This is a genomic window from Paenibacillus sp. FSL P2-0136 (assembly GCF_037975325.1).
GTDB lineage: Bacteria > Bacillota > Bacilli > Paenibacillales > Paenibacillaceae > Paenibacillus_AQ > Paenibacillus_AQ silagei.
In genome coordinates this window covers 2,820,031-2,840,225 of sequence record NZ_CP150244.1, presented here as the reverse complement: position 1 = coordinate 2,840,225, position 20,195 = coordinate 2,820,031, and the positions used below count along the sequence as shown (strand labels likewise).

Here is a 20,195-nt window from a genome sequence, read left to right as displayed (position 1 = left end):
AGAAGTTCCAAATTGCCATGGTTATCCCGAACACATCCAGAACGGAATGAATATCCTCTGGGATGCTCACTTCACCCATTCCACATCCGCACCCAGCAAGCGCAGATGATCGAAATACTGCGGATAAGACTTCGCCACATGATGGGCATCCTTGATGAGCAGTGGCTGGCGTGACCGCAGCCCTACTACAGTAAGGGCCATAATCACACGGTGGTCATAGTGGGCATTAATCGTTACGCCGCCTTCCACGCCTTCCGGCGTACCATGCACAATGATCTCGTCCCGGCGTTCCTCAACCTTCGCACCGGCCCGGGTCAGCTCTGCCAGATAATCCGTGATGCGGTCGCATTCCTTGTAGCGCAGATTCTCCACATTGTAGAAGCGTGAGGTCCCCTCGGCAAAAACCGCCGCCGCTACCATAGCCAGCACCGCATCAGTTGCCGCATCGCCGTCGAATTCCACCGCCTTCAGGACCCCATTCCCCTGCACATGCACTGTTCCGTTCTCATGGGTGAGCGGCACCTCCATCATCCGCAGCACATCAACAATGGCCCGCTCCCCCTGCTTGCTTCTCTCTGCCAGCCGGTGAATGGTCACATCCGACTTAGTCACCGCTGCGGCCGCAAGCACTGCGGCTGATCCCGGATAATCGCCTTGCACCGTATAGGTCTTGGCAGCATAGCTCTGGCGTCCAGGCACCTTGAAGGACATATAATCGTCCGCCGCATGTACGATAATCCCTGCCTGCTCCAGCACCTCCAGCGTCTGCCCGATGACCACCTTGGATTTCAGATCATCCAGCACGATGATCTCACTGTCTTCTTCAAGCAGCGGGGTCAGGAATAAAAGTGCGCTGAGATACTGCGAGCTGACGGCACCGGAGACGGTAATCCGTCCGCCCTGCGGCTTGCCGCCGCGGATCGTAATCGGCAGTCTTCCGTTATTATGCTCTACTTCCACGCCGAGCTGGCCAAGTGCCAGAATCAGGTCGTCATGCGGCCGCTTGCCCAGAGAATCGGGATACGTATTCACGAAAGTAACCTCCGGGCTAAGCGCTGCCACCGCCATCAGGAACCGGAGGACTGCGCCGGCATTCCCTACATTCAGCTCCTTGACGTCACGGGGATGGCGGCCGAACCCCTGTACTACGATTTTCTCATCATCTTCGGTCAGGACTGCGCCGAGATCGGCGATACATCTGCGGATCGCGTCGCTGTCCTCGCTGTGGGCAGGATGGTAGATCGTGCTGACTCCTTCAGAGAGAGCGGCTACCAGCAGGTAGCGCGTGGTGTAGTTTTTGGAGGACAGGGCTCCGAATTCTCCTTGCAGCGTCGGCGTAGGCCTAACAATAACGTCCATAGTATAAGCGCTCCTTCATAATATATAGTCTGTATGTACGGTCCTGTTTGACAGGGTAATCCGCAGTTGTGTTATCATTGCGTGAAGAAAGTCCATTCCCATTCAGGCAGAAAAGAGGGTACTATCATGAATGAAATTCCGCAAATTACACCGCAGGAGCTGCGTAAACGGCTCGCTGCCGGCGAAGAGCTTGTACTGATCGACGTCCGTGAAGAGGATGAGGTTGCCTTCGGCATGATTCCCGGTGCGCAGCATATCCCGATGGGCCAGATCCCGCAGCAGACGGACAAGCTTCCGTCAGATACGGAGATCATCTTCATTTGCCGTTCCGGCAACCGCAGCCAGCGGGTCTGTGAATATCTGCAGCAATTCGGCATTCAAGGCTCTAACCTGAGCGGCGGCATGATCGAGTGGGATGATACCAGCGCGGAATAGCTTCATCCTGATGCATAGCACCAACACACATAAAAGCTCAAGCGCGGTAACGCAGTAAAATGTATTGCGAGACCTCAGCCACATTCAGCTCCGTTGTATCGACCGTGCAATGCGCGAAACGGTAAGCTTCCCTGCGCTGTTCCATAATGGAACGGACCCGATTTGCCGCATTGCCGGCGAGCAGCGGCCGGTTCTCATCCCCGCTGACCCGTTCAATAATGGTATCCTCCGAGGCTGTAAGGGCCACTACGAATCCATGCTCCAGCATGACTTCGGCATTCCCCGGCGCAAGCACCGCCCCTCCGCCTGTAGAGATCACTTTGCGCTCTCCCTGCAGCATTTCATGAAGTACCGCTGATTCAATGCTCCGGAATGCCTGCTCTCCGCCTTCCGCGAAGATATCCGCAATACTACGGCCCTCTCTTCCGGTAATCACTGCATCCAGATCAACCAGTTCATAGTCAAGCTCCTCGGCCAGAATGGCGCCTACTGTGGATTTCCCCGTAGCCATCATCCCGACGAGAATGATATTTCGATCGTCCATAACAACCTCCAAGCCGCGACATTTGTCATATCATAACACAGGGTGAAAAGTTTGCACAATGCCGGCAGCCTTCATTTTCAGGCGGGCTGTGCCTGCCATGGCTATGCCTCATGGATGCAAAAAACCCGAAAGCCCTCCGCATGAAGCGGAAAGCATCTCGGGTTCCTAAGCAATAAGCTGAACGCTGCCTGTTACTCTGCCAGCCAGTTGTGGTGGAACACGCCTTCTTTGTCCACACGCTTGAAGGTGTGAGCGCCGAAGTAATCGCGCTGTGCTTGCAGCAGGTTCGCCGGAAGACGTTCTGTACGGTAGCTGTCGTAGTATGCAAGGGCGCTGGAGAATCCCGGAACCGGAATACCCAGAGTTACAGCCGAAGCGATAACCTTGCGCCATGCCGACTGGTAGTTGTCCATAACATCCTTGAAGAACGGATCAAGCAGAAGGTTCTTCAGCTCTGCATTATTGGCATAGGCATCCGTGATGTTCTGCAGGAACCGGGAACGGATGATGCAGCCGCCGCGCCAGATCTTGGCCAGCTCGCCGTATTTCAGATTCCAGCCGTATTCGTCAGAAGCCACGCGCAGCTGGGCGAAGCCCTGGGCATACGATACGATCTTGCTGGCGAACAACGCTTTACGCACGTTCTCGATGAATTCAGCCTTGTCACCATCGAATGGAGCCGCAGCAGGGCCGCTCAGCACCTTGCTGGCTTCAACGCGTTCTTCCTTCATGGCAGACAGGAAGCGGGAGAAGACGGATTCGGTAATCATGGACAGCGGCACGCCGAGATCCAGCGAGCTTTGGCTTGTCCACTTGCCGGTACCCTTTTGTCCGGCAGCATCAAGGATGACATCCACCATCGGCTTGCCGGTCTCTTCGTCATACTGGGCGAAGATATCCTTCGTAATCTCGATCAGATAGCTGTCCAGCTCGCCATTGTTCCATTCTGCGAAGGTGCTGTGCAGCTCCTTGGCATCCAGACCCAGAACGTCCTTGAGCAGGTGGTAGGCTTCGCCGATCAGCTGCATGTCGCCATACTCGATGCCGTTATGCACCATTTTGACATAGTGTCCTGCACCGTCCGGCCCAATATATGTACAGCAAGGCTCTCCGCCCACGTGAGCTGAAATCGCCGTAAGGATAGGTTCAACCAGCTTATACGCGCTTTCTTGACCGCCTGGCATAATGGAAGGGCCCTTGAGTGCGCCTTCTTCACCGCCGGACACGCCGGTGCCGACGAAGCGGAAGCCTTTGTCTTCAAGATATTTGCTGCGGCGTACCGTGTCAGGGAAATAAGCGTTACCGCCATCGATGATGATATCGCCTTGATCCAAGTACGGCAGAAGCTGCTCAATGGTGGCATCCGTAGCCTGGCCTGCCTGAACCATGATCAGAATCTTGCGCGGTACTTCCAGCGACCCTACGAACTCTTCAACGGAGAACGTGCCTACCAGGTTCTTGCCTGCTGCTTCTGCGACCAGATCATGTGTCTTCTCCGGGGAACGGTTAAACACGGATACGCTGAAGCCTTTGCTCTCGATGTTAAGAGCCAAATTTTTGCCCATTACCGCCAAGCCAATAACGCCGATTTGTTGTTTTGACATCTGGTTCTCCACCCTTTGCACCCTGTATTTTTGTGAAATCCATTTCTCGCAGTATAAGAATACCACCCTTTGTCAGAGACAGCAAAGTTCTGCCTGCGAAAGAGAGATCAATTTCATTGACAAACTTCGATCCATCAGGGAAATTGCTCACAATGACTATTTTAACGGTTTTGTCCGCAGAAGTGAACCCCCTCCACCAGAAAGGCACAATAAAAGGACACCCCATTATGGGATGCCCTTAGTCGCCTAAGTTCACTCAGTGCACTACCACTCCAGCGCTGCCAGCTCCCTGGTCAATTGCTCAAGCCTCGCTGTGCTGGCCGCCACCGCTTCCGTATCGCGCTCACGCATAGCTTCATTCAGCAAGTCGAGCTGTTCATCCACGGCAAGCCTGCGGTCACGGATCCGCTCTTCGCCCTCTATGGAGTAGAACAGCTTCGTCAGCTCCTGATCCGACAGCAGCGGCCCCTTCTGGTACAGCACACGCTGCTGATAACCGGAAATCTCCACCAGGCGGATGACTTCACCGAATAAAATATTCTCTATAATGATCTGACGGTCGCGGAAGCGCTTGACAACGGCATGACCTCTCATATCCCCAATCAGCTTCTCCATCCATTCTGACAGGCGCGCATCACGGATCATGTAGTCTCCCACCAGCTTGAAGCCGTCCTTAATCCGCTGGAAGCGCAGCTTCACAAGCTTGCGGCCGGTGCGCACCGAAATAAGAAAAACAGTCTCGTTCTCACTCCAGTACAGGGAATAACCTTCCTTGATCAGGTCCTTGATTAGATCCTGGATATGCTGTCTGTCGAACCGCAGCTCCAGATTGCAGTACTCCACTTCATCGTTTTTGTTCACGGCACTCCCCCCTAACTGCTTGATTTAAGCATAGTCAGCTTCACGGCCTAACCTAAGAGTAGAACAGACTGCCGGACCTCCGCTTGCACCTTGATTCTTTGTGTGGCTTACACTTATTTTATACTTCATAATATGTAGCGGTAACTTGGTTTATTGACTATTTTTACCCGTTTTTAGCCTTTTCCAAACGCTGGAACCCGTTTTAGGAGAGTTGGACCAGCCCTTTTATATGCAAAAACAGCAATAAAGCCGCATTGCGCCTCCTTTTCAGGCAGTCTACGGCTTATTGCATTTCCACACCGGCTTACTCCCCCCCTGTGTCCGCTCTACTCAGTGCGCCCTGCCGTGCTTCAGCTTCGTCCGGTGGACGATCAGCAGATGCAGGCCGAATAACACAACCATTACTCCCGCGCTGGCCAGAAAAGGGGCACCGTGGCTGACCGTATCCCACAGCTTGCCTGACACCACCGGACCGGCAACCATCCCTGAGCCCTGCAGCGTCAGGAAGAGCCCCCAGACGGTCCCGCGCTCACCCTCCGGCACCTGCTTGGCCAGGAAGGCGTTCCACGCCGGGAGAATCAGCGCATAGCTGATCCCGACCAGCGCCACCGCCACGAAGGCCAGCGGCAGCCAGCGGACCTGTGAGAAGAAAGCCATGGAGCAGGCTGCCAGCAGGAAGCCGATATTAAGGAAGATGGAGGTGCCGACCTTATCGACCAGCTTCCCGGCGGGTATAAGGGTTAGCACGGTAATCCCTCCTCCGGCAATCAGCAGCAGGCTGAACTGGTTGGGGGTGACATGCAGCTCCGAACGTGCGAACAAGGTGACCACCGGGGTCATAAGCCCGATCGCAAAAGCCTGCAGGAACAATGCCGGGAACAGCAGGCGGCTTACCTTCAGGGAGGAGGTGACCTGCTGCCAGGTCCGCTTCAGACTCTCCAGGGGCCTTACCGGCTTACGCGGCACCGGTGGCCCTTCCGCCGATATCTCTCGGACAACGCGCGGCGCATGACCGCCGATCTTCGAGGGCAGGAACAGCGCCACGGCTACAACAGCAGCAGCGAAGCCCATCAGCACCAGGAAGACCGTCCGGTAGCCCTGTCCGCCATGATCCATCATGAAGTTGACGATAATCGGACCGACGCCGGTTCCGGCCAGTGAGGCCATCTCCACCGCCCCCATGGCTGCGCCGCTGCTGCCGCTCCGGGTAGAGCCTGCCAGCTCGGTGATACCAGTCATCGTACAAGGCCACAGCGGCGAGGTGCCGATCCCCAGAATCAGACAGGCGAGGGACAAGCTTACGGCATCTTTGGCATAGATAATCAGCCCGACTGCCACCAACAGCAGCAGCAGCGCTCCTGTCATCGTCCAGCGGTAGCCGATCCGCTCCATGACCCAGCCGAACGGGCTGCGGAACAGGTTATCCCCGAGATACTGCAGCGCGAAGGCGAACCCGACCACCGTTACGGAGAGGCCCAGAATATTCTCCATATAGACCGGCAGCAGAGCTACCAGCAGCGATCCTTTGACGAATTCGACCAGGAAAATAATGATCCACATTTTTAATATGAACGGTGAGGCTAAACTGATATGCATACGTTCCGCTGCTTTGCCAGACATTTCATCACATCCTAGTATTATGTTGATTGATTTGTTATACTGATGCTTGCTCAAGTAGAAATAGGTATTCTGTCCCTCCGGGGACGCCTTTTGCTTCAGCGAAATCAAAAAACCACTCTTCGCGAAAGGTTGTGACAGCATTAAATGAATCAACAAGCTACTCCCCTCTTCACTGCTCTCAAAAAGCATGCCGCCGGAAATCCAGTTCAATTCCATATTCCGGGACATAAGAAGGGGCTAGGGACCGATGCCGAATTCCGTGAGTTTATCGGCGATAACGCTCTATCCATAGATTTGATCAATATTGCACCGCTTGATGATCTTCATCAGCCCACCGGGGTTATTCTTGAAGCTCAGAAGCTGGCTGCAGAGGCTTTCGGCGCCGATTACACGTATTTCAGTGTACAAGGCACGAGCAATGCCATCATGACTATGATCCTCTCTGTCTGCTCAGAAGGAGACAAAATTATTGTGCCGCGCAATATTCACAAATCGGTAATGTCGGCCATTATTTTCTCCGGAGCCAAGCCTATTTTCGTCTCTCCTGTACAGGATGAGAATCTTGGGATAGACCACGGCATAACCACCAGCTCGCTGGAACGGGCTTTAAGGCGCCATCCGGATGCCAAGGGTGTCCTCGTTATCAATCCGACGTATTTCGGCGTATGCGCCGACCTCCGTTCGATTGTCGACCTGGCCCACAGTTACGGGGTTCCCGTACTTGTGGACGAGGCACATGGAGTACTGATTCATTTTCATGAGGACTTACCGGTATCGGCCATGCAGGCCGGTGCAGATATGGCAGCAACCAGTGTGCATAAGCTGGGCGGCTCCATGACGCAGAGCTCGGTACTGAACCTCAATGCCAAGACGGGTCTTGTCAACCCACAGCGGGTACAGACCATTCTCAGCATGCTGACCACCACTTCAACCTCATATATTCTGCTTGCCTCTCTGGATACCTCCAGACGCAACCTTGCCCTGAACGGCCATGAGATGGCGGCGAGAACCATCGCCTTGTCCAATTATGCCCGCAATTCGATCAACGAGATCGAGGGGCTGTACAGCTTCGGCAAAGAAATTCTCGGAACAGAAGCCACCTTCAATCATGATCCGACGAAGCTGAACATTCATGTAAGGCATCTGGGTATTACCGGTTACGAGACCGAGAACTGGCTCCGGCAGAAGTACAACATCGAAGTTGAACTCAGCGACATGTATAATATTCTTTGCCTGATTACCCCTGGAGATACTAAGGAATCTGTAGATAAGCTGCTTGCGGCGCTGCAGGTGCTCTCAGCGATCCATTACAGCAAGGGTGAGATCTATGAGCTTAAGGTACAGGTGCCGAATATTCCGCAGCTGGCCCTAATCCCGAGAGATGCCTTCTATGCGGATACGCAGCTGATTCCCTTCCGGGAGTCTGCCGGCTACATCATTGCAGAATTCATCTACGTCTATCCGCCGGGAATTCCTATTCTTCTCCCTGGAGAAGTTATTACCCAGGATAATATCGACTATATCATTGACCATGTAGAAATCGGATTGCCCGTCAAAGGACCCGAGGACCGCAGCATTACCAATATAAAAGTAATTGTCGAAGCTGAGCCGATCTCCTAAGGCTTGTCCTATAGCAGTGCGACATACAAAACCCCGATACGTATAGTATCGGGGTTTTGCATGAATGCCTGAAATCTATTCTTGCTGGGCAAGCAGCTCGTTATAAGCTTCTTCAACAGCTTTCCATTCAGTTTCATCTTCAATGTTGTACAGAACCATTTCCTCGTCTTCTTCTTCCATACGAAGGATGATTCCGTCTGCTTCCGGATTCTCGCGCTCAAGCAGCAGGGCGTACAACTTCTCGCCTACGTCGAACGTTTCTACCAGTACCATTTCTACATCTTCGCCCTGCTCGTTCGTCAAGGTCAGCACAAACTCCTCGTGCTCATGGTCGTGATCATGTCCGCAACCGCATGCTTCACCATGTTCATGGCCATGCTCATGTTTGTGATCGCTCATTGTAATACCTCACTTTAATTGAATTATCCTACATTTGGTATCGTAACACGTAAGATAAGGACAGGTCAATTTGCAGGAGAGACTTAATTCTTGGATGAAGCCGTAACTACCTTCTCGGACACAAGAATGTAATCTCCGTTCTTCGACGCCTTCATGAAGAAGCCTACGCTATATTTGCCCGGTTCCTTGAAATCATAGGTGAATTCCGGTGTGGAGAACCAGAAATCCTCATTCTTGGACCCGACAGCATCCTCGAGAATATCCTTCACATTCCCGGCAGGATCGGTGATTGCCACCTTCACGGCAGCGATGCTGTCCTTGAGGCTGTCCACCTGCGTTAGAATCTTCATCTTGAGCTTGCCTGTGTTAACATTGCCGAATACCGTGTCGCCTTTGAAGAGTACGATATGAACATTCGGCTTGAGGATCGTCACTCTGCCCGAGCCGTCCCAGCTGACGATACCCCCGGCCTCCCTGGCGGGAATATAGGTCTTGCCGTCAATCAAATAGCCGCCATCGGCTATTTCCTTTCCATTGCTCCATACTTTGATCTTCTGGTTCACAGCGTCCGCGAACAAATAGGAGCTTCCCATCATGAAAAACACAACCGTGCACAGAGCAATTTTTCTCCATCTCATTGTAAAGCCCCTCCAAATAATTCATGCTGTTAATGTATACTGCTAAGCCTTCGACAAGTTGCGCAGAATTCAGGGATTTATTTCTTTTTGCAGAAGAAAAGAAAAACAAGCCCTTCAGCAACCGGTTTCGGCATGTACAGCAGACCTTAAACGAAGTATTTTCAGAGAAGCCGGAGTCCCCCTTAGCACATAGAAACGGCCGGACTTCAGCGCCTGTAAGACGCCTGTCCGGCCGTTCCCCCTGTTATCTATGCCCGGCTAAAATTGCGGAAGCTGATCCAGATTGTTCGTAGGATCTCCATCTGCATCGCCGCGGATATACATTTCGCCGTCTTTGCCCTTAAATACATTGACCCCTGCGATGCTGCCGGACTGAACCTCCTGAAGTGCCTGCTGATAATCCAGCACGCGTCCGGAGGAGGTCTGGAACCCGGTCAGGTCCCCGTCACCGTTACGTTTGGCGGCAATAAAGCGTTCCCGTTCTTGATTCATCACTTAGGATCGTCTCCTTCGCACTAGAATTAGCCAGCTACCCTGGCCCGATTCTAGCTTGTCCATCGCAGCGAAAGAGTATGTACCCGGCAGATTACAGGGCTTTACTCATTCTTACATGTAGAATCCCGGCATCATAGAAGGGCTCCTTGGAGATCACTTCATAGCCGAGCTTGCGGTAAAAGGGTTCTGCTTGACACTGGGCATCCAGAATGGAAGCCTGCAGACCCAGCTCACGTGCCCGTTCTTCCATAGCCAGCAGCAGAATACGTCCGCATCCCTTAGCGCGGAAGGCCTCCCGAACGGCAATCCGCTGCATCTTGGCAGTGTCCGCTTTATAATAGATCAGCCGGCCGGTTGCAGCCGGCTGCCCGCCCTCCATGAGCAGGAAATGATGCACATGCTCACTGATGGCATCATATTCATCTATTTCCTCTTCTACCGGCACCTTCTGTTCTTCCACAAACACCTTCTTGCGGATCTCCAGCGCCATTTGAAGCTGCTCCTCTGTAGTAACATGTACGATTTCCACTGCCATCTCCCTGGCTCCTCTCTATAGCTCCAATCAATATGGAGCATTATACAGAATTATTAATATCCTGTATAGAGCCTGAGAGCTTCAGGGCAAGGCCGGTGGACAGGGAACCTCCGACCACCTTACTTACGGAGTCTCATAGACCTCCTCGGGAATCGAGCGGTCATACACATCCCGCAGAACCGGCGAGGTCAGGCTATCCCGTGAATTCAGACTCCCGTCCAGTCCGGTCATGTTGTGAACATCCGTATATTCAGGAATCTCCTTGCCTGACGCACATCCGGCGATTCCCAGAAGGAGACATGCTCCAATCCATAAGAGACATACTCTTGCCAACCGCATTGTTGTTAACCTCCTCATCCTTCTCGGCTCTTTACAGCTTTGACGAATCGGGAGGTTCATAAACGAAGATTTACAGATTTACATTGCCCACTACATGGACAAGATACATCATCCCCCCAAGAACTCCGGCAAGGACAAAATACGCGGCCCCATATCTCCAGCGGGTAGCGGCCGGTACTTCATAGTACTTGTCATTGTCATATACCGTGAAGCTGATCTCACAGGTCATCTTCATCTGCAGGCTGGCATCCACATACAGCTGATCGAGCTGCACGACTTTGACTTTTCCGATCAGCGACTGCACCGGCATGGTCGTCGTTCCATAGTAATCCAGGTTATCCCAGCGTACGCCGACAAACTGCTGGCGGTTCAAATCACTGTAGGTGGTGAACGGCAGCTCCCGCTTATGCTCGGGGCCGGGGATCAGATATCCTTGCTCCTGCAGATCCCCGATGGGGATCAGGAAGCTTTTGAGCACAGTATGCATCTGATTCTTCGTCCGCCGGCTGATGTACTTCTTATACATATCATAAGCGAACATTACCCAGATGATGGAGAACAGGATGGATTTCAGATAAATAATTACAGCCAGGCCGCCAACGAGCCCTACCAGCCATAACCAGCGTGTTACCGCCGTGGCAATTCGCCCCCCATCCAGCGGATGGATCGGCAGCAGGTTAATCAAGTTAAGCAAGAACCCGACGTATGCCAGCGAGTATAACAAAGGACTATGATAATAATAAGCCGCTCCGAATACTACAACCGCACCAATACTCCCGAGTATAGGGCCGCCAAAAGCTACATAAGCTTCCTGTCTGGCATCCAGCGGCTGCCGCTTCATCGTAATGAGTGCACCCATAAACGGAATAAACAGAGGCGCGCTCACCGGCAGCCCAATCCGCTTGGCAGCGATCACATGGCCGATCTCATGAACGAACATTAAGGCAACGAAGCCCACCGCGAATTGCCATGGCGAGATCAGGGCATAAGCCCAGATGGATACCATCATGGAGATCAGCGGACCTGCGATTTTCCCGAGCTTGAGCAGAGAGATAATGGCTTTTCCCTTGAGCAGCAGCAGTACCGCCCCGCTTCCCAGCCACCCCCATGCCCCCGAGCTTTTTTTCTCCTGTTTGTTTTCCTGCAATAGTCTCAATCTCCTTTTGATCACTGTGTCGCTTCAATTCCAGGCCAGGATCAGGCACTCCTCTGCTTCCCGTTAGCCCTTACTCTCTACTGTCGCACAGGAGTGCAGTGGATTGCAAATAGACTTACGGTGTTGACAAATCTCCCGGCCTGCGTATATGATATCCAGTAATTAGGATAACCACAATAGCTGCGAAGAGAAAGAGTACCCTGGCAATTCTTCCACAGAGAGCTCCGGATGCTGAAAAGGAGCAAAGAAAACCCTCGGGAATATGGTCTCAGAACTGCGCATCGAAGCCCGCATCGCCGGGACGTAGGCTGCGCCGGAACCCGCATCCGTTACCATGCTAGGGTATACCCGCTTTATTCTGCGGACGTACCTGAAGAGGTGGATGCTGCGAGGCATTGATGAATTTGGGTGGTAACACGTGAGCACAGGCTCTCGTCCCTTTAGGGGATGAGTGCCTTTTTTGCGTTCACATCATTTGAGGAGGAGAGAAATATGACTAACATTTTTATTGGAGGGGCTTGGCCTTATGCCAATGGCTCCCTGCATCTGGGCAGACTCGCCAGCATTCTTCCGGGAGATATTCTGGCCCGCTACCACCGTGCCAAAGGCGACGCTGTGCTCTATGTATCCGGCAGTGACTGTCACGGTACCCCCGTTGCTGTACAGGCGGCGCAGGAGGGTGTAGCCCCGGGTGAATTCGCCAGCCGGTATCATGAGGAGTTCGCCGCTTGCTTCCGCGCCTTGGGCTTCACTTATGACTTGTATACCCGGACCGATCAGGCACATCACCACAATACGGTGCAGGAGCTGTTCCTTAAGCTGCTGGATCACGGGTATCTGTACCAGAAATCGAGTCTCCAGTGTTATTGTGAGCAGGACCAGCGCTTCTTGCCGGACCGTTATGTTCATGGCCTCTGCCCGGTATGCGGACAGCAGGCCCGGGGAGACCAATGCGATTACTGTTCAACGATTCTCGATCCGGTGGATCTGCTGGAGCGCACATGCGCCCTCTGCGGCTCTACGCCTGTGCTGCGCTCTACTCAGCATTACTATCTGTCGCTGTCCAGCTTCCAGCAAGCACTCACAGAATATGCTGATTCCGCGCAGGGCTGGAGAGACAATGCCGTCCGTCTAACCCGCAGATATCTGCAGGAAGGCCTGCAGGACCGCGCAGCAACACGCGATCTGGACTGGGGCGTGGATGTCCCCACCCCAGGCTTCGCAGACAAAAAAATCTATGTCTGGATCGAAGCGGTCAGCGGTTATCTGTCGGCCAGCAAGCAATGGGCCGCCGAGACGGGGGGCCGCTGGGAGGATTTCTGGTCTGTAGCGTCCGCACAAGATAACGATGGGCAGCCGCCTATAACCGCTTACTATGTGCACGGGAAGGACAATATTCCTTTTCACAGCCTGATCTGGCCTGCTATCCTGCTTGGAGCTGAGGAACTGCATCTGCCGGACCGGATCTTCTCTTCTGAATATCTGACCCTGGAAGGGCAGAAATTCTCCACCAGCCGCAACTGGGCGGTCTGGGTGCCTGATATTCTCAGCCGGTATGACCCGGACTCGGTCCGTTATTTCCTGACTGCGAACGGTCCCGAGAAGCGGGATGCCGACTTCTCCTGGAGAGAGTTCATCTATAGCCATAACAGCGAGCTGCTGGGCGCGTTCGGCAATTTCGTCAACCGCAGTCTCGTATTCGTAAATAAGTTCTGGAACGGCAGCGTTCCAGATGGAGTCTTGGATGAAGGATGGGTTAGCAGTCTGGACCAGCTGTATAAGGAAGCAGGAAGGCTGACCCAAGCCGGACACTTCAAGGAAGCCCTGGAATTCATCTTCTCGCATATCCGCCAGGCCAATAAGTATTTCGATCAGCAGCAGCCGTGGCTCCAGATCAAGCATGATCCTGCGGCCGGGGCTAATACGCTGTACACTTGTGTTCAGATTATTGCCAACCTCTCTAATCTGCTGAACCCGTTCATCCCTTTCTCCTGCGAGAAGATTAGAGGCTTCCTGTCCATAGAACAGCCCGTATGGCACCCGGTATCCGTCCTGGCAGAGCAGCCTATATTGGAGCTTGAATTACTGTTTGAGCGGATAGATGTAGAGCGCATAGAGGAGGAAATAGAGCGGATGAAAGACAAAAGCGTCCTGCCTCTCATACCGCTCACGAAAGCAAGCGGCGAAGGCAAGGACGCTCCGGGGTCTTAATATTGATGAATACACAGCGGCTGTCCGCTCTCTGTGATAACTTAGTTCTGGCCGGGGTAACGTGCTCCGGCTGCAATACCTTGCGGGGATATCCGCTCAATCCGGGCGAGATCCTCTGCCGTCAATGTAACCTCAATCGCTCCGAGGTTCTCTTGTAACCGCTCCAGCCGCTTCGTGCCGGGAATCGGTACAATTTGATCTCCTTGTGCTAGAAGCCAGGCCAGGGCTAGCTGTGCCGGGGCGTAGCCTTTCTCGGCCGCCATCTGCCCGATCAGCGAGACGACCTCCAGGTTCCGGGTGAAGTTCTCTCCCTGGAACCGAGGGTAATGGCGGCGGTAATCATCCTCCGGCAGATCATCGAAGCTCTTGATCTGTCCAGTCAGAAAACCGCGGCCCAGCGGGCTATAAGGAACGAAGCCGATGCCCAGCTCCTTGACCAGCGGCAGAATCTCATCCTCCACCTCCCGGCTCCAGAGCGAATACTCTGTCTGCAGGGCGGTCAATGGATGCACCGCATGTGCCCGGCGGATCAGTTCAGGCGAAGCCTCGGATAAGCCGATATAACGGATCTTCCCTTCCTTGACGAGGTCAGCCAGGGTACCGGCGGTTTCCTCAATAGGCGTGTTCGGATCGGGACGGTGCTGATAGTACAGATCGATATAATCTGTGCCGAGATGATAGAGGCTGGCATCTACGGATTTTTTGATATAGGCCGGGTCTCCCTTGGGTCCCTGAGTATGCGTAATGCCGAATTTGGTCGCAATCACAGCCTGATCTCTCCGGCCCTTAAGCGCCCGTCCGAGAAGCCGTTCATTGCCGCCGAAGCGCTGCTGCTCGAAAGCTCCGTAGATATCCGCTGTGTCCAGCAGGGTTACGCCCAGGTCAAGCGCGCCATGAATGGTTCGTACAGACTCTTCATTATCTGGCATCATCATCGTTCCGAGTCCCAAAGCCGATACGATCAGCCCTTCGTTCCCAAGTGTTCTTGTGTGCATATGGTTGCCTCCTCTTGTCCCTGTAATAGATCTTATGAACATGACCTTATTCTAACCGTCCTGCCGTGGAGCAGCCACAGTACGTTCATGCTAGTAAGATCATTACCAGGGAGCAGCAACAGACCTGTAAAAATGCGCCTTCAGATGATTCTCTACTACGTTATGACAGGGGTATAGATACAAATATGCAGACCCGGGTGATCCGCCAGATTGGCCATCGAATTGATATCGTAGACTACAGGCTGGCTCGTGCCAAGACTCTCTATGACCACACGGTTGACCTTCTTGCCTTGAATATTGTGCTGCTTCCACATCTCAGCGAAATCCGCACTGTCCTCCAGGAGCTGATCGACCATCTCCTTGTACCAAGGATCGTGCAGGTTCATGTCATAATAGGTTCTGTACACCCCTACTGAATAGATTGCGAACTCCTCCCAGTTCCGCATCCGGCGGCGCAGCTCCAGATCCAGGAACAGAAGACGCATCATAATGCGCTCTGAAGCAGGCAGACCTCCGAAATCACTAAGCACTTCACTCGCTTTATCATTCCAGGCCAGTAACTCAGACCGCTCATTCGTAATAAAAGACGGATAAGTCAATTGGCGGATAATATTCCGCCACTGCGGATTCAGCTCCGGACTGGCTGTATCTATAGAAGCAAGTGTATCCGGCAAGCCCGGATTCCATAGCTCAAACAGATGCTTACGCTCATCTGCCGACAACCGCAGCGCCTGACTGAGACTCTCCATGACCTCTCTGGAGGCGGTAACCTCCCTGCCCTGCTCCAGCCAAGTATAATAGGTGCTGCTGAGACCAGCCAGAACCGCAACCTCCTCCCGACGCAGCCCCGGTGTTCTGCGCTGACTGTTCGTTTCCTTGATCCCTACAGCTTCAGGCTGCAGACGTTCCCGGCGTGATCTCAGGTAGTCGCCAAGACGCCTAAACCTCGTAATCTCGTAACTCATGAGCTGGGCCTCCTTTCGGCATTACTTTAAATTTTACAATCATGATAGAATTCCACCTTTTATGTTGGTTAAGTAACTTCCAGACAAGCGCCAATATTGTAATTTAATAAAGGTGGGGTGTCGTGGGTTTTTGTCATTGTGGTGGTGTGGGAGAGTTATGATTAAAGGTATCATTTGTATCATAGTAAAAAATATCTTGCCATTCCCTTACGTCCTGTGTTATTATAAATTTCGTTGCAGGACGGTAGCTCAGCGGGAGAGCACTATCTTGACAGGGTAGGGGTCATGGGTTCGAACCCCATCCGTCCTATATATGGAGAGTTTTAAAGAAACGAAGCCGATCATAAGATCGGCTTCGTTTTTCGTTGTTATCATTGCAACAGTTTTAAATTTTTAATTCCATTGCTCCATTGCCAAGAGCTTTCTAGAAGTTTCTCTTTTTCTCATCGGTTCATTCATGGTCAGTGTCTACCCATTAGTGATTTCAAGCTTAAAACTTCTTGCTCTGAGAGGCCAGAGGCTCTAACAATAATGGAAGTTTCCACTCCAAGAGCAAGAAGTTCACGCACCATTGCCTCTGCCTTTTTTCGTTCACCCTCTACTCGCCCTTCTGCTCGTCCCTCAGCTCGCCCCTCAGCCTTAGCCCCATTCATCCGTGATGCCTCATCACGCAAATACTTCATCCGGGCTTCATACTCCATCCTTGTAGCGGCATCCTGACTCAGGAACTCGAGCGTATCCATTGCTTTTTTCAACATCGGTTCATTCATGGTTAGCACCTCCCAATTTGGTTGTTCAACACCCTTTAGGAATAATAACCAGTTAATCAGACCACCAGTTAATGGAACGGCCTGCTCCTCAAGCTTTGTTAATTCCATCACATGAATCTCAAGATCATTGTTAAGAGATATCCCGGTATGATCTTCCCGAAGATGAAACACATTATGATGACGGTCATTCGGCAGACAGGAGTAGTTCAGTATATTGATCGTCACACACTTCTTCAAACACTGATTATATCATGGCAGAACTACTCGTTGTAGACAAGGCCAGCTTTTTGGGCTCCATATACTGCTATTCTGTCCCCTAAGCGCTATGAAACATACAAGAACATGTTTTATCTTTCAGCCCCCCCTCTACCTTAATGTTATCGCCATTCGCTTATCCACCAATACAACGGCGTCTGCTTCACCCTTACCGTTGAACATGGCTGAAATTACATATATTTTCGTGTCATCTTCCGCTTTCGCCACCCACTCTTTCTCCTGCAAATATCGCTTGTTGGTGGCATCGTAAGCATAATCCAGGTTGCGCTCCATCTCCTTCAGATATTGATCGCCATAGATTTGTTTGAAGTCATCCTTAGACATGCCAATTTTAAAACCGCCAGTGGTTTCATATGTATCTTTCGATTCCTCTGCCAGAGTAATCCCTGCCACTTTATCCTCCCGGTACATAATCCTCACGCCAGAGCTATACATGACTGAATTCGCAATATCCTTATCCTCCCCCTTGCCCAATACCTCTTCCACTTCTGCACGGCTCATTCCATACTCAACAACGGCTTTATGATCGTTCACCTTTTGAATGGCTAAGTCTTTGGTGGTTACCCCGTCCTTTGAATCCGCACATGCCGTCAATACGAACAAGAACAACATTACCAGTACCGTTTTTCTCATAATACCCTCCAGATCCTTTTATCTAAAGTTTACCTTGTTAGGAGGAATACGAAACAGTAGCATCCCTGACAGGACTGACCGTAAGCCTCTTTTTTGCATGGTTGCTGACAGATATTTATCAAAACCTGAGATCGCCACCAAGCAAAGCACCCTTCTTTATGAAGATTTGTTGAAACGGTCCTGAATCGATCTTAACTTCCTCCCTTGCATTCTATATAATAGAGGTAGCTTACACACGGAAAGGACTGAACTATGCGCAGATATCAATAGTTGCACCTCACCAATACCATATATATTTAATGGAGGTAACTTATTGATGATTACAGAATTACAAACCGAGAGATTAGTATTAAGACAAATGCGCACCGCCGATTCAGCCAGCCTGTTCCCGATCTGGTCCGATCCTGAAGTCACCCGGTTCATGAATATCAGCAGCTTCACGGATGAGAGTCAGGCCGTGGAAATGATTGAGCTGCTGGGTAAGTTAGCCACCGAGAATCAGGCGATCCGCTATTCCATCACGGAAGCAGAATCCGGCCGGATTATCGGCTCCTGTGGTTTCAATGCGCTGGACTATGACAATGCCAAGACAGAGATCGGTTATGACCTTAGCCGCGAGTGCTGGGGAAAAGGATATGTGCCTGAAGCCCTTCGCGCACTAATAGATTATGCGTTTGATACACTGGGCTTCAATAGAATAGAAGCAAAGGCCCAGCCTGCTAATATCAATTCTATTAAGGTACTGCAGAAATTAAACTTTTCGCTGGAAGGAACACTGAGGCAGAGTGAGCGGTCCAAAGGAAGCTTCATTGATCTGTGTATGTATTCCAGATTAGCTGCAGATTAAGCTAACCTGAACAAGGGCTGACCCAAGCGCTACAGAATGAACTGCGCAGGGTCAGCCTAATTTTATATACCATAAAAAACAAAGCTACCACTGGGGCAGCTCCACTAATTGAATATCCGATGCGGATGTCTTTACGTATTTGAGAATTTCTTTATAGCCCTTCTCTGACAGAAAACACTTTTGCTCGACTCCTCTGTGGTCTTCCCCAAAATAAGCAATATGAAACGTCTTATCCAGCTGGATAATGTTAGAAACCTGAATTAACGTGTTTCTATCTGCTAGAACGAAATTATATCCTGAACTGGCCAGGGTATTAAGCCAATATTTCAGCGTACCTACTGTATAAAAGGTCTGATCGTACGTATGGACAATGATCCGATAGATAGTCCGTTCAAATTCCATAAAAGTTATTTTTTCAATATCGAGTGAGAATACACCAGTGTTTCCCTCTGTGTCTCTAGTAACAGATATCGTGCTCAAAGGGATCAACTCCAATGTTATTTAAGTAACTCTTCAGGAACCTCCGGTTGATTAATGTATAATACACTTGCTGTAACCAACACGATAAGGGCAGCCAAGGCGGACAAACCAGAAGCAAGCTTATACACTACTTTGCGCTGCAAAGCTCTCATTGTCAGATGTTCACCTCCCTTCTAGCTATAATCAGACTGATGGATTGTGCCAAAAAGCTGGCTGCGATAACAGATGAGCCTATAACGATATTGGCAGCTACCAGCAGTAACGCCAAGATTCTCAGCTTAGGCCAGTGCCGCCTCGGAATCCGGGTCTGTCGTTCAATCCCAATGGGCGCCAGCCAGAAAACTATTAACAGACTCGCTGCATTCAATAACATAACGTAGAAGGAGCTAAGCTCCACGAAGGACAGTACTGTGAACAAGCTTACCGTAAACAAGACACAGGCTATACCAGATTTTAGATGGACCCCGCCCGACACCTGACGTAATACGGCAAAGGAGATCAGAATCTGCAGAGCTTCACTTGTCCTGCCCGTCAACAGGGATACTACCAGCGTCAGCCCAATAATAAACACCACATTAAGCACTACGCTAATAGCAAATTTCAGGACAGCGTAGGATGCCGGGTGCTCAGGTACGATATTTTTAATCGTAAATGCCAGCTTGCCGGACATGAATTCAAGCATCTTCCCGCTCCCTCCGGGTGGAATAATATAGAAGGAATACAGTCATCACCAGGAAAATCAAGGCATTTAGCAGAATATCATTATAGTAGAGTAGCACTGAAATCCCTATTACGAAGCCGAAAATCAGCAGAGACAGCAGAATATCCTCTATCTTAAAGCGGAGTTTATCCAGATCGAATGTGAAGCCCTTGCCTTTGCGGTACAGAAACCCGAAGACACCAAACACCATGGCCGCAGTCGCCACCTGTAGAAAATATCCGTTCGCGGTACTACCAATATTCGATATAGATCCGAACATGAGCAGGGTGAGCAGCGTCTGAATCCCGGCAAAAATAGCAAATCCTGATATTGTTGCGATGATGGATAGAATGAGCGGCATCCTCACCACCGCAGCGAAGAAGAAGATAAAAATCAAGATTAAAACAAGTGGTGCAACATTCGACATACCCAGTTCATTGCGTAACAGATAGCTTTGCAGATTGTTCAGCAAGATGACAAATAAAGCCTGCCAGATGTACCATCTCCACTTGAATCTATAGAGAGACATAATCAGATAATAGAGCGCAAGCGTCTCTATCGTTGAGAAAAACATAAAGCCTACAGGTTCCCACGACAAACCATAACACCGCCTGACTAATTTTCGTTCACAAGATTAATTATATATCCCCGCCGCACCTGACGTATACTACTTAATTACAAAATTCGACACTTTTTATCAAATCAAAAAAACA

Annotated in this window: 21 protein-coding genes, 1 tRNA gene and 1 pseudogene; 5 read left to right on the top strand and 18 right to left on the bottom strand. The window is 51.3% G+C overall.

Annotation, left to right across the window (positions count from 1 at the left end; all coding sequences use genetic code 11):
• Positions 1–66 precede the first annotated feature (66 nt).
• Positions 67–1,359 (bottom strand): 3-phosphoshikimate 1-carboxyvinyltransferase, encoded by a 1,293-nt coding sequence (aroA, locus tag NYE26_RS11730; RefSeq protein ID WP_339255980.1) that lies wholly within the window; start codon positions 1,357–1,359, stop codon positions 67–69.
• A 126-nt stretch (positions 1,360–1,485) separates the two neighbouring features.
• On the opposite strand from aroA, the gene NYE26_RS11725 reads away from it, so the two are divergent.
• Positions 1,486–1,794, top strand: coding sequence for a rhodanese-like domain-containing protein (locus NYE26_RS11725; RefSeq protein WP_209877658.1), 309 nt, complete (start codon positions 1,486–1,488; stop codon positions 1,792–1,794).
• Positions 1,795–1,831: 37 nt separating this feature from the next.
• Here the strand turns inward: NYE26_RS11725 and NYE26_RS11720 are convergent, their stop codons facing one another.
• The 4 genes from NYE26_RS11720 to NYE26_RS11705 form a co-directional block, all read right to left on the bottom strand.
• Entirely contained in the window at positions 1,832–2,338 is a 507-nt protein-coding gene (locus NYE26_RS11720; protein ID WP_339255978.1) for a shikimate kinase, read from the bottom strand.
• 191 nt (positions 2,339–2,529) lie between these two features.
• Positions 2,530–3,942, bottom strand: a complete 1,413-nt coding sequence (gene gndA, locus NYE26_RS11715; RefSeq protein WP_339255976.1) for an NADP-dependent phosphogluconate dehydrogenase — start codon at positions 3,940–3,942, stop codon at positions 2,530–2,532.
• A gap of 264 nt (positions 3,943–4,206) precedes the next feature.
• Complete coding sequence (locus tag NYE26_RS11710) at positions 4,207–4,803, bottom strand: hypothetical protein (RefSeq protein WP_209877659.1); 597 nt, start codon at positions 4,801–4,803, stop codon at positions 4,207–4,209.
• A 330-nt stretch (positions 4,804–5,133) separates the two neighbouring features.
• Positions 5,134–6,423 carry an MFS transporter gene (locus NYE26_RS11705; RefSeq protein ID WP_076074274.1) on the bottom strand — a complete coding sequence of 430 codons (1,290 nt, stop codon included), beginning with the start codon at positions 6,421–6,423 and terminating at the stop codon, positions 5,134–5,136.
• A 144-nt stretch (positions 6,424–6,567) separates the two neighbouring features.
• Between NYE26_RS11705 and NYE26_RS11700 the strand changes: the two genes are divergently transcribed.
• Positions 6,568–8,043, top strand: coding sequence for an aminotransferase class I/II-fold pyridoxal phosphate-dependent enzyme (locus tag NYE26_RS11700; RefSeq protein WP_036729506.1), 1,476 nt, complete (start codon positions 6,568–6,570; stop codon positions 8,041–8,043).
• A 75-nt stretch (positions 8,044–8,118) separates the two neighbouring features.
• Here the strand turns inward: NYE26_RS11700 and NYE26_RS11695 are convergent, their stop codons facing one another.
• The 6 genes from NYE26_RS11695 to NYE26_RS11670 form a co-directional block, all read right to left on the bottom strand.
• Entirely contained in the window at positions 8,119–8,442 is a 324-nt protein-coding gene (locus NYE26_RS11695) for a DUF1292 domain-containing protein (protein WP_036729508.1), read from the bottom strand.
• Between the two features lie 83 nt (positions 8,443–8,525).
• Entirely contained in the window at positions 8,526–9,080 is a 555-nt protein-coding gene (locus tag NYE26_RS11690; protein ID WP_036729511.1) for a copper amine oxidase, read from the bottom strand.
• A 258-nt stretch (positions 9,081–9,338) separates the two neighbouring features.
• Entirely contained in the window at positions 9,339–9,575 is a 237-nt protein-coding gene (locus NYE26_RS11685; RefSeq protein ID WP_036695032.1) for a DUF3892 domain-containing protein, read from the bottom strand.
• A 91-nt stretch (positions 9,576–9,666) separates the two neighbouring features.
• The gene (locus NYE26_RS11680) at positions 9,667–10,110 is read right to left on the bottom strand and encodes a GNAT family N-acetyltransferase (protein ID WP_339255971.1); all 444 of its coding nucleotides are present in this window, start codon (positions 10,108–10,110) and stop codon (positions 9,667–9,669) included.
• Positions 10,111–10,233: 123 nt separating this feature from the next.
• A complete protein-coding gene (locus NYE26_RS11675) occupies positions 10,234–10,449 on the bottom strand; it encodes a hypothetical protein (RefSeq protein ID WP_339255969.1) in 216 nt (71 codons plus the stop codon).
• Between the two features lie 70 nt (positions 10,450–10,519).
• Complete coding sequence (locus tag NYE26_RS11670; RefSeq protein WP_076074247.1) at positions 10,520–11,596, bottom strand: site-2 protease family protein; 1,077 nt, start codon at positions 11,594–11,596, stop codon at positions 10,520–10,522.
• Positions 11,597–12,097: 501 nt separating this feature from the next.
• On the opposite strand from NYE26_RS11670, the gene metG reads away from it, so the two are divergent.
• Complete coding sequence (metG, locus tag NYE26_RS11665) at positions 12,098–13,816, top strand: methionine--tRNA ligase (protein WP_339255965.1); 1,719 nt, start codon at positions 12,098–12,100, stop codon at positions 13,814–13,816.
• A gap of 41 nt (positions 13,817–13,857) precedes the next feature.
• Here metG and NYE26_RS11660 read toward each other — a convergent pair whose 3' ends face one another.
• Positions 13,858–14,811, bottom strand: a complete 954-nt coding sequence (locus NYE26_RS11660) for an aldo/keto reductase (RefSeq protein WP_339255963.1) — start codon at positions 14,809–14,811, stop codon at positions 13,858–13,860.
• A gap of 155 nt (positions 14,812–14,966) precedes the next feature.
• On the bottom strand, positions 14,967–15,776 hold the full coding sequence (locus NYE26_RS11655) for a helix-turn-helix transcriptional regulator (protein ID WP_339255961.1): 810 nt from the start codon (positions 15,774–15,776) through the stop codon (positions 14,967–14,969).
• Positions 15,777–16,014: 238 nt separating this feature from the next.
• Here NYE26_RS11655 and NYE26_RS11650 point away from each other — a divergent pair.
• A tRNA-Val gene (locus NYE26_RS11650) sits at positions 16,015–16,086 on the top strand.
• A gap of 151 nt (positions 16,087–16,237) precedes the next feature.
• Here NYE26_RS11650 and NYE26_RS11645 read toward each other — a convergent pair.
• Both NYE26_RS11645 and NYE26_RS11640 read right to left on the bottom strand, forming a co-directional pair.
• Positions 16,238–16,789 (bottom strand): annotated as a pseudogene (locus tag NYE26_RS11645) (Rpn family recombination-promoting nuclease/putative transposase); the annotation flags it as partial.
• Between the two features lie 123 nt (positions 16,790–16,912).
• Positions 16,913–17,455, bottom strand: coding sequence for a hypothetical protein (locus NYE26_RS11640; protein WP_339255959.1), 543 nt, complete (start codon positions 17,453–17,455; stop codon positions 16,913–16,915).
• A gap of 316 nt (positions 17,456–17,771) precedes the next feature.
• Here NYE26_RS11640 and NYE26_RS11635 point away from each other — a divergent pair, with 316 nt between their 5' ends.
• A complete protein-coding gene (locus NYE26_RS11635) occupies positions 17,772–18,302 on the top strand; it encodes a GNAT family protein (protein ID WP_339255957.1) in 531 nt (176 codons plus the stop codon).
• An 84-nt stretch (positions 18,303–18,386) separates the two neighbouring features.
• Here the strand turns inward: NYE26_RS11635 and NYE26_RS11630 are convergent, their stop codons facing one another.
• The 3 genes from NYE26_RS11630 to NYE26_RS11620 all read right to left on the bottom strand — a co-directional run bounded on the left by NYE26_RS11630 (position 18,387) and on the right by NYE26_RS11620 (position 20,080).
• Positions 18,387–18,782, bottom strand: coding sequence for a LytTR family transcriptional regulator DNA-binding domain-containing protein (locus NYE26_RS11630; RefSeq protein ID WP_209877684.1), 396 nt, complete (start codon positions 18,780–18,782; stop codon positions 18,387–18,389).
• Positions 18,783–18,936: 154 nt separating this feature from the next.
• Positions 18,937–19,464 carry an accessory gene regulator B family protein gene (locus NYE26_RS11625; RefSeq protein WP_339255954.1) on the bottom strand — a complete coding sequence of 176 codons (528 nt, stop codon included), beginning with the start codon at positions 19,462–19,464 and terminating at the stop codon, positions 18,937–18,939.
• Entirely contained in the window at positions 19,457–20,080 is a 624-nt protein-coding gene (locus tag NYE26_RS11620; RefSeq protein ID WP_339255952.1) for a hypothetical protein, read from the bottom strand. Before NYE26_RS11620 ends, NYE26_RS11625 begins: the two co-directional genes overlap by 8 nt.
• Positions 20,081–20,195: the final 115 nt, after the last annotated feature.

Bases quoted from the DNA above. Each gene is read 5' to 3' on its own strand.
- NYE26_RS11680 (WP_339255971.1), bottom strand. From the start codon at position 10,110: ATGGCAGTGGAAATCGTACATGTTACTACAGAGGAGCAGCTTCAAATG.
- metG (WP_339255965.1), top strand. From the start codon at position 12,098: ATGACTAACATTTTTATTGGAGGGGCTTGGCCTTATGCCAATGGCTCC.
- NYE26_RS11695 (WP_036729508.1), bottom strand. From the start codon at position 8,442: ATGAGCGATCACAAACATGAGCATGGCCATGAACATGGTGAAGCATGC.
- NYE26_RS11675 (WP_339255969.1), bottom strand. From the start codon at position 10,449: ATGCGGTTGGCAAGAGTATGTCTCTTATGGATTGGAGCATGTCTCCTT.
- gndA (WP_339255976.1), bottom strand. From the start codon at position 3,942: ATGTCAAAACAACAAATCGGCGTTATTGGCTTGGCGGTAATGGGCAAA.
- NYE26_RS11660 (WP_339255963.1), bottom strand. From the start codon at position 14,811: ATGCACACAAGAACACTTGGGAACGAAGGGCTGATCGTATCGGCTTTG.
- NYE26_RS11690 (WP_036729511.1), bottom strand. From the start codon at position 9,080: ATGAGATGGAGAAAAATTGCTCTGTGCACGGTTGTGTTTTTCATGATG.
- NYE26_RS11625 (WP_339255954.1), bottom strand. From the start codon at position 19,464: ATGCTTGAATTCATGTCCGGCAAGCTGGCATTTACGATTAAAAATATC.
- NYE26_RS11655 (WP_339255961.1), bottom strand. From the start codon at position 15,776: ATGAGTTACGAGATTACGAGGTTTAGGCGTCTTGGCGACTACCTGAGA.
- NYE26_RS11700 (WP_036729506.1), top strand. From the start codon at position 6,568: ATGAATCAACAAGCTACTCCCCTCTTCACTGCTCTCAAAAAGCATGCC.
- NYE26_RS11725 (WP_209877658.1), top strand. From the start codon at position 1,486: ATGAATGAAATTCCGCAAATTACACCGCAGGAGCTGCGTAAACGGCTC.
- NYE26_RS11635 (WP_339255957.1), top strand. From the start codon at position 17,772: ATGATTACAGAATTACAAACCGAGAGATTAGTATTAAGACAAATGCGC.
- aroA (WP_339255980.1), bottom strand. From the start codon at position 1,359: ATGGACGTTATTGTTAGGCCTACGCCGACGCTGCAAGGAGAATTCGGA.
- NYE26_RS11640 (WP_339255959.1), bottom strand. From the start codon at position 17,455: ATGAGAAAAACGGTACTGGTAATGTTGTTCTTGTTCGTATTGACGGCA.
- NYE26_RS11705 (WP_076074274.1), bottom strand. From the start codon at position 6,423: ATGTCTGGCAAAGCAGCGGAACGTATGCATATCAGTTTAGCCTCACCG.
- NYE26_RS11720 (WP_339255978.1), bottom strand. From the start codon at position 2,338: ATGGACGATCGAAATATCATTCTCGTCGGGATGATGGCTACGGGGAAA.